Origin of the sequence: Mycobacterium sp. (assembly GCF_035653355.1) — a bacterium.
GTDB lineage: Bacteria > Actinomycetota > Actinomycetes > Mycobacteriales > Mycobacteriaceae > Mycobacterium.
In genome coordinates, this window is record NZ_DASRBZ010000546.1 from 1 (window position 1) to 10895 (window position 10895).

The window sequence follows — 10895 nt, forward strand, 5'->3', positions numbered from 1 at the left end:
CGACCAAGCTGATCCGCTGATCCGGGTAGCGGGACGTGTCCAGCATCCGCGAAACCGGCAGGCGCGCAACTTGGTCGGCGCCCAGCCGCGGCGGCTGGTCCAGACCATAGGAGTTGGTGTTGCGCAGGATCGCGGCGAGCACCGGTGAGATCGGCTGCAATCCGTCGGGCAGCACCGCGTAATACAACATGCTGTTGTCGGCCGCATAGGCCACCACCACCGCACCGACCGGCGCGGGCAGCGCCAGCGGGAAATGCGGTGGGCCGCCGGCGTCCGGGATGGCCGGCGGCGTCAACGCCGGCGCCTCCGGAACAGCGTTGAACAGGCCCTGCGCGATCGGCCGTGCGGCGGGTACCTCTGTCCCCAGCCCCAAGGCATTGGTGACAGCATGATCGGCCAGATCGATGCGACTGCGCTTGCCGTCCCACAAAAGCCAGGTGCCGGCGCCGTTGTCGACCAGCACACCCTGTCCAGCAGCCAGCGCGGCGGCCCGCGCCCCGCTGGTGTCCAACGGCCCGCCGATCACGGTGACACCGGTGCTGTGTGCGGCATGACCGATGCCGCTGATCGCGTCACATACCGTCCAGTCGGCGTTTTGGGAGGTGTTTTGCACCATCCGTTCCGGGGCGCCGGGAATCCCAATCAGGTTGCCGCGCGGAAACTTGTCCAGCTCGCTGCTTCTCACCGTGGTGGGGTTGGCGGGTCGGCCCGCGATCAGCCGCGCCGAGGTCAAGTTGAGCACCGGGTGCAACTCGTCACCGACCCGCACATACAGCGCGGCGGTGGACCGGTCAGCCAGAATCGGATTGGTGCCCGCCGACCCGCCGGGCCGGATCAGCGAGAACACGAAACAACCGATCAGACCGGTCACCAGGATGAGCACGCCCATCAACACCGCGCGCGACTGGGTGCGCAGCGGGTCGACGAGCATGCGGGTGTCGTGCAGGGCGACACCGGAAGCGATGCGGCGCATGACAAATCGCCATCCCGTCACCTGATGGCGGGTAACGAAGCCGCGGCGATACACCACCTTGTCGGGGTTGTCGTTAACCGGGGTTCGCGACGTGAACGAGCGACGCTCGTCGTCAATGTCACGGCCGCTCATGCCGGTACCCACAGGCCGAGGCCTTGCAACAGCGGCTCCACCGAGTTGCGGACATCCTCGGCGGTGATCGTCATCAGCTCCTCGTCGGTGAACTCGCCGGTTTCGGCGTGCTCGGAGTGGTCCAGCCGGAATTCGCGTTCCTCTTCGGACTTTTCGACGACGTTGCGCACGAACCGGCCGTTACCGGCGATGTCCAGCCCGCGACGTTCGACCCCGGTTGCGTCGGGCTTGGAGATGCTGGCCAGATGCGCGAACAGCGCTTCAAGATCGTCGAGGGCGGCTTGCTCGAAGACGCTGTCGCGCTTGGCGGCCATGAATTTCGCGATCTCGATCAACTCGGGCGGCTTGTACGACGGGAAGTCGATGCTGCGGGTGAACCTCGACCGCAGACCTTGGTTGGTGTCGAGGAACTTGTCCAGATCGGCGCGGTAGCCGGCGATGATCACCACCAACCGATCGCGGTCGTTTTCCATCCGGGCCAGCAACGTGTCGATGGCGACCAAGCCGAAGTCGTTCTTGGCGCCGGTGGCTACCAACGCATAAGCCTCGTCGAGGAAAAGCACCCCGTCCAGTGCGCTGTCGATGATCGCGTTGGTCTTGGCCTCGGTCTCTCCGATGTGCTGGCCAATCAGATCGGCGCGGTGCACCTCGCGGATGTTTTCCTTCTTCAATAAACCCAAGCCGCAATAGATCTTGGCGATGACGCGGGCAATGGTGGTCTTACCGGTACCGGGCGGCCCAGCGAAGACCAGGTGATGCGTGCGCTGCGCGACTTCCAGGCCGCGCTGCCTGCGAACCACCTCCATGGCCACCGAGCTCTTCAGCCGGGCCACCTGGTCTTTGACCTTGTCCAAGCCGATGAACTCGTCGAGCTCGTGTTCGGCCTCCGCCAGCAGCACGCGCTTGCGCTCTTTTGCTTCGGGGTCGACGAAATCCCCAGGGCTGGGTTCGGTTTCGGGATCCCACGGGTCGGTGCGGGCCTCGATGCGCGCCGCGGTGGTGGTGACGATCCCGAAGCTGGGATCCGACAGGGCGTGCTCAATCTCCTCGTTTTCGGGGTTGGCCGCATACAGGTCTTGCAAGACCTCGTTGGCGCTGTCCTCGTCTACATGCGCGCGCAGCACTAGCGCTTTGGCCAGCGCTCCGTCGACCGCCGCGACGGGGATGGGACCGTCGGGTTCTTCCAAGTAAGACAACGCCGGAGCGAACATCCCCAGCCGGGCCAGCGCGATCCCCAGCGTGACCTTGGCCGCGTGGGCAAAGACGTCGTCCAAGTCGGAGTCGTTGACGATCGGCGTGAGCAGCTTGACCACATCCGACCACCGCTGGGCACGGTAGTGGATGGCAGCCGAGACCCACCGGGCATCGCGCCAATTCGGCCGCCGTCCGATGACGTCTGACACCAGCTGGTGGGCTTCGGCGTATCGTCCGTCCCCTGCCTGCGCCGCAGCGTAGGCAAGGTGGAAGTCGTCGGGCTCGGTGGCGCGGAACCGCAAATACAGCCCGGTGTCGTACTGAAAGCCCAATGCGCCGGGCGCCAATTCGATCTGACGTTGCAGCAGACCAGCGGTAGCGGCAGTGCGTGATATCGATTCGAGCACCGGGGTGGACACGTCGCCGGCGGCGGCCAGGCCGGCCCAGGCGTCGCACTGGTCGTGCGCGATCCGGGTCAGCGCGAAAAACCCGGAACGGGCTGCGGCGAGGTCGGCCGGGCGTCGCCGCTCGTAGACCGTCAGGCCCAGGGCCCGGCAGCAAGTGGCAAACCGGCTGACGACGTCGTCGTCTACCCGAGCTGCAACGGGACGAGCCGCCAGCGTCCCGATGTCACCGCCGTCCACGGCCCTATACCCTCCCTGGGTTTGTTAGTGCTACCTAACTTCGCTGAAGTTAGCATTGCATAAGCTAAGTGTCGAGATGCGGGGTTGGCTAATTAACGGCCGTCGTCATTGCTAGATCGGGCCCATCACCGCACACCACAAGCCTCCTTCCGCACTGGTGAACGCCGTACCGCTGGGTGAAAACCGTTTTCGATATGCCGATGGGACGATACCCCACAACCAGCCGTTGATGAAAATGGGTTTCATTTCGGTTTAGCGCTTATCTGGGTTGCCACCGAACTCGACACGACCTGCCCCTCCTTCCGTCGCGCTGGCCGAAGCGACTGGCGTTCCCCGTCCACTCGAGACATCGCTCTGGTAGTCGGCTGTGCCGGCGTGCCGGTTCCCTGCTTCCTGCCTCTCGGTCGATAAAGAGCTCATCGATGAAACCGAATGGGCAGATCTTGTCCGCATCAATCAAGAGAGTTTCGGCGCTGTGGCGACGACTGCCGGATCGGTGATCATGACCTGATCGACCCGGAAATCGGGTAGCGAGTCGTCTTTGGTACGAGCCGACCGAATAGCGTTAGACATCGGGATCTCGCAAAGTGCCGGAGGTGAAAGATGCACCACGACACCCGAGAAGTAACGCGGTGAGTGCGCCCCGCCGAGAAGCACCCGAAAATTTACTTTTTGACCGCGCTGACCAAAGTGTTGCGCGCGATCATCGGTCCAGCTTCGGTATCCGGGCCGGGTACCGGTCGGCCGACTTGCCGTAGGTAGTCGGCCAGCGGGGTGGGGAGTGGGGTCCAGCCGTGCTCGCCGAGCCACTGCTCGGCCGGCGCGAATTGTTCGTTGTAGACCAGCTGGAAGAACAGGCGCTGGTCACCCTCGGCGGCCGCGGCACGTTCCTCTTCGACTTTGGCGGCGAATTCCTCGGGCGGCAGCGGCGCGCCATCTTCAATGGCCGCATGGCTGCCGGCGGCGGCCAGCCCGTCCAGGCCGATAAACAGCTGCTCCTGCGCAGTGGCCGGCAAATAGATCAGCAGACCCTCGACAATCCAGGCCGACGGCTTGGCGGGATCAAACCCGCTGTCGCGCAGCGCTTGTGGCCAGTCTTCCCGCAGGTCGACCGCCACCTCGCGGCGCTCGGCATTGGGCTCGGCGCCGCGTTCAGCGAGCACCTCACGTTTGAACTCCAGCACCTGTGGTTGGTCCAGCTCGAAGATCGTTGTCGCGTCGGGCCACGGCAACCGGTAAGCCCGCGAGTCCAGCCCGGCGGCCAAGACGACGATCTGCCGCACGCCTGCCTCTGCAGCACGCCCGAAGTACTCGTCGAAATACTTGGTGCGCGCCCCCTGGAAATTCACGAAATGTTCGCCGAAGTCCTCTGTCTTCAGCGGATGTTCGGGCGCTTTACCGTCGAGCACGTCGGCCGCGGGGCCGCCCACTGCGCGGCAGAAAACCTCGGCGAACGGGTCGACGGCCAACGGGTCAGGCTTCTGCGCCTCCAATGCTCTTGCGGTGGCCACGAATAACGCGGTCGAACCAACGCTTGTGGTGATGTCCCAGGTGTCTCTTTCGCTACGCACTCGACCGACCCTACGCCTGGCCACGTGGCGCTTCTCTCGGCCCCAGATCCGACAGTTGCGAATCAGACCAACGGCCGACCCGTCCTGATCCGCCGGTCGAGATCCCACAGCAACACGTTGAACGGAAACTGCCGCACGAACCGCGGCATCAGGTGATTCACCGTCCGCAGCACCGCCATCAGCCGGTCGAAGCGTCGTTGCTTACCGGCATTCCACGGCAATTGCATCTCGTCGCGGAACCGTTGCGGCAGAAAGCCGGTCGTAATCAGCAGCGCGATACTGTCTAACCAGCGCTGCAGCGGGCCGTGCAGCGTTACCCGGGGCATCCGGCCCGCAGCGATCGGATACAGGTACTCGCGCACCGCGTCGTCGATGTGCACCTTGTCCAGCGACTCATGCCAGTACTTGTCGAAGGCGTGCCGATCCGGTGGCCACATCTCTGGCGGCACTTGCAGCGTGGTGCCCAACGCCATCCCCTCGTGATAGTGGCGCTCGGCGTCCTCGTCGTCCATCTCGCCGACGAAGATGCGGTGCACGTCGACGGCCCCCTTGTACAGGCACGCACCTACCCACAGCTGCAATTCAGGATCGAACGCGTTGTAGGCCACCGGGCTTTCAGGTGTGGAGTAGACCTGGGCGTGTGCGCGGTTGACCGCGCGTCTGAACGCGGCTTTTTGGGCCTCGCTGCCGGCGGTGGCCACCGCAAGGTAGGTGAACGTGGTGCGCGCTCGCTTGATCGGATGCAAGTCCACCCGGCCGCTTTCCACCCGGCTTTCCATCACGCCGTAACCCACACCGGGGCGCGCCAACTGCATGACCACGTTGGCGGGCCCGGCCAGCAGCGCCACACCCATCAAGCCGTCGTCGATACCGGCACGCCGCGTTCTACGACGCCGCGGCTTCCTGACGGGCGGGTCCGCGACCGGGCGCTCGACGTGCTGGATGGGTTCGCTGACCGTCATAGCCACACCTGCCCGCCAATTGTGAGAACGCTTGTTTCCTGATATTGCCGCGCGGCGACGACGGATGTCAAGATGGTGCCCATGGCCGTCAAATCCGGGTTAGCCGATACCGCGCAAGTGCGGCCTTATCGCGGAATCGGTGCCGCCGACCGGCTTGCCGAGCGCCGGCGCAGGCTGCTGTCCGCCGGCCTGGATCTGCTCGGGGCTCAGGACCCGACCGAGTTGACCGTCCGCGCAATCTGCCGTCGAGCCGGCCTGGCCGCTCGCTACTTCTACGAAAGCTTCACCGACAAAGACGAATTCGTCAGTGCGGTGTTCGATTGGGTCATCGCCGATTTGGCCGCCACCACTCAGGCCGCGGTTGCCGCCGCATCACCCCGTGAGCAAACCCGTGCGGGTATGGCCAACATCGTGCGCACTATTGCCGACGACCCCCGCGTCGGGCGGCTGCTGTTCAATGCGCAGTTGGCCAACGCCGTGCTGGTGCGCAAGCGGGTCGAATCCAGCGCCCTATTCGCGATGCTGTCTCGCCAGCACGTGGGAAGCGCGCTGCGGATTCCGGAAAACGACCGCATCAAAGCCGCAGCACATTTCGTCGTCGGCGGCGTCGGCCAAACCCTCAGCGCCTGGCTGGCCGGACAGGTGCGCCTTACCGCCGAGCAGCTCGTCGACCACCTGGCAGCGCTGCTCGACGAACTCGCCGATCCGAGCCTTTACCGCGACTAGCCGACGCTACCGCGCGGCCGGAACGCGGCGGTCAGCTGCGGTCTTGGGGACGGCCTGGGCGTCGCTCTCACCGAATTCCTTTGTCCAGCAAGCGAATTCCAGCGTGATCCCGTCGGGGTCGTGGAAGTAGAACGAGCGGACGTAGACGCCGGGATGCAGGGTGCGCGAAACTTGCATTTCGCTTTCGTCGTGGTTGAGCACCGGGCCAACCCGCACACCTTTGTCCTTGAGCCGCTGGCGGTAGGCGTCGAACTTTTCGGGAGGAACGTGGAAAGCGAGATGGTTCATGGTGCTGACCGCGCTGGTGATATCCCCGATGCCGGGGATGGCCGCGGGCGACGAGATGCCCGGCACCCGGTCCGGCGCATCGGCGAACCAGAAGAACGCCACGCAATCGCCGTTGCCGGCATCGAAGAAGAAATGCTGTCCCTGGCCGTTGGGCAAATCGAGCGATTTGATCAACGGCATGCCGAGGACGTTGGTGTAAAAGTCCACGGTGCGGGCCATATCCGAGCACACCAGAGCGACGTGGTTGATCCCGCTCAATTCGAATTCGGTGTTGGTGTTGTGCGGCTTGATCATCACGGCCCCCGTAGATTCCGAGACGCATCCGGCGGTCTGGCCAAGACCGTGGTCCCAAGTTACCACCAGGTTCGCCACATTCTGGCCTCGTAGCCAGCTCAATCCCGCGATAATCCGTGCAACGCCACGAGAGGAGGCGGCTGACATGACTCGTGCATCGGGGACGCCCGGCGTGATCCGCGAGTTCATCGGGCTGCCCTCGCCCACTGCGCGGCGCGCCGGCGCCGGCGGGCACCCTTGCCAGGGGCTGTATCACCGCGGCGTGGGCCGCAAACCGAAGGTGGCCATTATCGCCACCCACTACCAGATCGACTTCGCTGAGCACTACCTGGCCGACTACATGGCCACCCGCGGCATCGGATTCCTCGGCTGGAATACTCGGTTTCGCGGCTTTGAGAGCAGTTTCCTGCTCGACCACGCGCTGGTCGACATCGGTGTCGGCGTCCGCTGGCTACGTGATGTTCAGGGCGTGGAAACCATTGTTTTGCTGGGTAATTCCGGTGGCGGGTCACTGATGGCCGCCTACCAGTCGCAGGCGGTGGAACCGAACGTTACTCCGTTGCCGGGGATGCGGCCGGCGGCCGGGCTCACCGATTTGCTTCCTGCCGACGGCTATGTCGCCAGCGCCGCCCATCCCGGCCGCCCCGACGTGCTGACCGCATGGATGGACGCCGCCGTCGTCGACGAAAACGACCCGGTCGCCACCGATCCCGAACTGGACCTGTTCAATGAGTGCAACGGCCCGCCATACTCGCCGGAGTTTCTCAGCCGCTACCGATCCGCACAGGTCGCTCGCAACCACGCCATCACCGATTGGGCGGAAAAGGAGTTGAAACGTGTTCGGGCGGCTGGGTTCTCAGACCGGCCGTTCACTGTGATGCGGACCTGGGCCGATCCGCGCATGGTCGATCCCAGCATCGAGCCGAGCAAGCGTCAGCCCAACATGTGTTATGCCGGTGTCCCGGCCAAGGCCAACCGCTCCGCACACGGCATCGCGGCGGCGTGCACCTTGCGCAACTGGCTGGGCATGTGGAGCCTGCGAACGGCACAGACCCGGGCCGAGCCGCATCTCGGCCGCGTCACTTGTCCGGCGCTGGTTATCAACGCGGAGGCGGATACCGGAGTCTTCCCCTCGGACGGCCAACGCATTTACGACGCGTTGGGCACTGCAGACAAGACGCAGGTCACGATCGACAGCGACCACTACTTCACCACCCCGGGGGCGCGCAGCGAGCAGGCCGATAGCATCGCCAAGTGGATCGCCAAGCGGTGGCGCTAAAGGTTCTGGCCCACTTCGTCCCAGGCGGGAAGGTGCTCGAATATATTGCACGCGAAGCGGATTGGCTTGACATCCGATGGTGCGCGCCCGACGACGACGTCACTTTCTACCGCGAGTTGCCCGATGCGGACGCGATCTGGCATGTGCTGCGGCCGATCTCGGCAGAAGACCTACGACGCGCACCCAAGCTACAGCTGGTGCACAAGTTCGGCACGGGCGTTAACACCATTGAGGTCCAAGCCGCCACGGCGCGTGGCGTCGCAGTAGCCAACATGCCCGGCGCCAACGCCGCGTCGGTCGCCGAAGGAACTGTGCTGTTGATGCTGGCCGCGCTGCGCCGGCTGCCGGAGTTGGACCGTGCCACCCGCGCCGGTCGCGGCTGGCCGTCAGATCCGCAGTTGGGCGAAACCGTGCGCGACATCGGCGGCTGCACTGTCGGGCTGGTCGGCTACGGCAACGTCGCCAAGCGGGTCGCCGATATTGTCGCGGCGATGCGCGCGGCCGTGCTGCACACCAGCACGCGCGACGACGGGCTGCCGGGTTGGCGGCCGCTGCCCGAGCTGCTGGCTACGAGCGACGTCGTATCGCTGCATCTGCCGTTGACGCCCGCCACGCAAGGGTTATTGGGTCGTGATGCGCTGGCCCGGATGAAGCCGGAAGCGGTACTGGTCAACACCGCGCGTGGGCCCATCGTCGACGAGGACGCCCTCGTCGAGTCGCTGCGCGAGGGCCGGCTGGGCGCTGCGGGGCTGGACGTGTTCGCCGTCGAGCCAGTGCAGCCGCAAAACCCGCTGCTGGAGTTGGACAACGTCGTGCTCACACCGCATGTCAGCTGGTACACGGTCGACACCATGCGCCGCTACCTCGTCGAAGCTGTCGCCAACTGCCGCCGCTTACGGGACGGGCAGCCGCTGGCCGATGTAGTCAACCAACCGACCGGTTATTAGATTGGGAAGGTCACCGAGGGAAGGCGAACAATGCCGATCGCAATAACTCCTGAGCATCAAGACTTGGCCGACTCCGTGCGGTCGCTGGTGGCGCGGGTGGCGCCGTCGGAGGTGCTGCACGAGGCCTTAGAACATCCCATCGAGAATCCCCCGCCGTACTGGCGGACCGCCGCGGAACAGGGTCTGCAGGGAGTGCACCTGGCGGAGTCGGTCGGTGGCCAGGGTTTCGGGATCCTCGAATTGGCAATCGTGCTAGCCGAATTCGGCTACGGCGCAGTGCCCGGCCCCTTCGTGCCGTCGGCGATCGCCAGCGCGCTCATTTCCGCGCATGACCCGGATGCCAAGGTGCTGGCCGAGCTAGCGTCCGGGGCCGCAATCGCCGCATACGCACTGGGCTCGGGCTTGACCGCCACCCGGCACGGCGACGGGCTGGTGATCCGCGGCGAGGTGCGGGCGGTCCCGGCGGCGGCTCAGGCGTCGGTGCTAGTGCTGCCGGTGGCCATCGACAGCGGCGAAGAGTGGATCGTGCTGCGCGCCGAGCAACTCGAGGTCGAACCGCTAAAAAGCATCGACCCGCTGCGGCCGATCGCGCATGTGCGCGCCAACGCCGTCGAGATCGGCGACGATGCCCTGCTGAGCAACCTCAGCACGACCACCGCCCACGCGCTGATGTCGACCCTGCTGTCGGCCGAGGCCATCGGTGTAGCGCGGTGGGCCACCGACACCGCGGCGCAATACGCCAAGATCCGCGAACAGTTCGGCCGGCCGATCGGCCAGTTCCAGGCCGTCAAGCACAAGTGCGCCGAGATGACCGCAGACACCGAGCGGGCCACCGCGGCAGTGTGGGACGCTGCCCGGGCAATCGAAGAGGCGCGTCAAAATGGTTGGGACTCTGCAAGTTCCGCGGTCGAGTTCGCTGCAGCGGTGGCGGCGACGCTGGCCCCGGCGGCCGCGCAGCGCTGCGCCCAGGATTGCATCCAGGTGCACGGCGGAATCGGCTTCACCTGGGAGCACGACACGAACGTGTACTACCGGCGGGCGCTGATCCTGGCCGCATCCTTCGGCCGCCGCACGGATTACCCGCAGCGGGTGGTCGACACGGCGACCAGCACCGGGATGCGCAAGCTCAACATTGATTTGGATCCGCAGACCGAGAAGCTGCGGTCGGAGATCCGGGCCGAAGTCACCGCGCTCAAGGCGATGCCCCGCGAAGAACGTAAGGTCGCCATCGCCGAGGGCGGCTGGGTGCTGCCGTATCTGCCGAAACCGTGGGGCCGGGCGGCCGGCCCGGTCGAGCAGATCATCGTCGAGCAGGAGTTCAGCGCGGGACGGGTCAAGCGCCCCCAAATCGGGATCGCGTCGTGGATCGTCCCGTCGATCGTGGCGTTTGGCACCGATGAGCAGAAGCAGCGGTTCCTGCCGCCGACGTTCCGCGGCGAAATCATGTGGTGCCAGCTGTTCTCCGAGCCGGGCGCCGGATCCGACCTGGCCGGGCTGACTACCAAGGCGACGCGGACCGAGGGCGGTTGGCGCATTACCGGGCAGAAGATCTGGACCACCGCCGCGCAGTTCTCCGACTGGGGAGCATTATTGGCCCGCACGGACCCGAGCGCGCCGAAGCACAACGGGATCACCTATTTCCTGTTGGACATGAAAAGCGAAGGCGTTCAGGTAAAGCCGTTGCGCGAGCTGACCGGCGGCGCGATGTTCAACACCGTCTTCATCGACGACGTGTTCGTGCCCGAGGACTGCGTGCTCGGGGAGGTGAATCGGGGCTGGGAGGTCAGCCGCAACACCCTTACCGCCGAACGGGTATCGATCGGCAGCAGCGAGGCACCGTTTTTAGCCAACCTCGACGAGTTCGTCGGCTTCCTGCGCGACGGCC

General features: G+C 65.4%; 9 protein-coding genes. 4 read left to right on the forward strand and 5 right to left on the reverse strand.

The window, feature by feature from the left end:
* From eccB to VFA16_RS18725, 4 genes are all read right to left on the reverse strand, one after another.
* Window positions 1–1105: type VII secretion protein EccB (gene eccB / locus VFA16_RS18710; protein ID WP_324969251.1), on the reverse strand; the 1105-nt coding region annotated here is incomplete at its 3' end.
* Window positions 1102–2943 carry a type VII secretion AAA-ATPase EccA gene (eccA, locus tag VFA16_RS18715; protein WP_324969252.1) on the reverse strand — a complete coding sequence of 614 codons (1842 nt, stop codon included), beginning with the start codon at window positions 2941–2943 and terminating at the stop codon, window positions 1102–1104. The genes eccB and eccA, both read right to left, overlap by 4 nt.
* A 665-nt stretch (window positions 2944–3608) precedes the next feature.
* Window positions 3609–4514, reverse strand: a complete 906-nt coding sequence (locus VFA16_RS18720; RefSeq protein WP_324969253.1) for a class I SAM-dependent methyltransferase — start codon at window positions 4512–4514, stop codon at window positions 3609–3611.
* A 62-nt stretch (window positions 4515–4576) separates the two neighbouring features.
* Entirely contained in the window at window positions 4577–5476 is a 900-nt protein-coding gene (locus VFA16_RS18725; RefSeq protein WP_324969254.1) for an oxygenase MpaB family protein, read from the reverse strand.
* Window positions 5477–5557: 81 nt separating this feature from the next.
* Here VFA16_RS18725 and VFA16_RS18730 point away from each other — a divergent pair, with 81 nt between their 5' ends.
* Complete coding sequence (locus VFA16_RS18730) at window positions 5558–6202, forward strand: TetR/AcrR family transcriptional regulator (RefSeq protein WP_324969255.1); 645 nt, start codon at window positions 5558–5560, stop codon at window positions 6200–6202.
* A 6-nt stretch (window positions 6203–6208) separates the two neighbouring features.
* Here the strand turns inward: VFA16_RS18730 and VFA16_RS18735 are convergent, their stop codons facing one another.
* Window positions 6209–6784 carry a VOC family protein gene (locus tag VFA16_RS18735; RefSeq protein ID WP_324969256.1) on the reverse strand — a complete coding sequence of 192 codons (576 nt, stop codon included), beginning with the start codon at window positions 6782–6784 and terminating at the stop codon, window positions 6209–6211.
* Between the two features lie 145 nt (window positions 6785–6929).
* Between VFA16_RS18735 and VFA16_RS18740 the strand changes: the two genes are divergently transcribed.
* The 3 genes from VFA16_RS18740 to VFA16_RS18750 all read left to right on the forward strand — a co-directional run.
* A complete protein-coding gene (locus VFA16_RS18740; protein WP_324969257.1) occupies window positions 6930–8063 on the forward strand; it encodes an alpha/beta hydrolase in 1134 nt (377 codons plus the stop codon).
* A complete protein-coding gene (locus VFA16_RS18745; RefSeq protein ID WP_324969258.1) occupies window positions 8039–9010 on the forward strand; it encodes a 2-hydroxyacid dehydrogenase in 972 nt (323 codons plus the stop codon). Before VFA16_RS18740 ends, VFA16_RS18745 begins: the two co-directional genes overlap by 25 nt.
* 30 nt (window positions 9011–9040) lie before the next feature.
* On the forward strand, window positions 9041–10895 hold a 1855-nt coding region (locus VFA16_RS18750; RefSeq protein ID WP_324969259.1), incomplete at its 3' end, for an acyl-CoA dehydrogenase.

Bases quoted from the DNA above. Each gene is read 5' to 3' on its own strand.
- VFA16_RS18725 (WP_324969254.1), bottom strand. From the start codon at position 5,476: ATGACGGTCAGCGAACCCATCCAGCACGTCGAGCGCCCGGTCGCGGAC.
- VFA16_RS18730 (WP_324969255.1), top strand. From the start codon at position 5,558: ATGGCCGTCAAATCCGGGTTAGCCGATACCGCGCAAGTGCGGCCTTAT.
- VFA16_RS18735 (WP_324969256.1), bottom strand. From the start codon at position 6,784: ATGATCAAGCCGCACAACACCAACACCGAATTCGAATTGAGCGGGATC.
- VFA16_RS18740 (WP_324969257.1), top strand. From the start codon at position 6,930: ATGACTCGTGCATCGGGGACGCCCGGCGTGATCCGCGAGTTCATCGGG.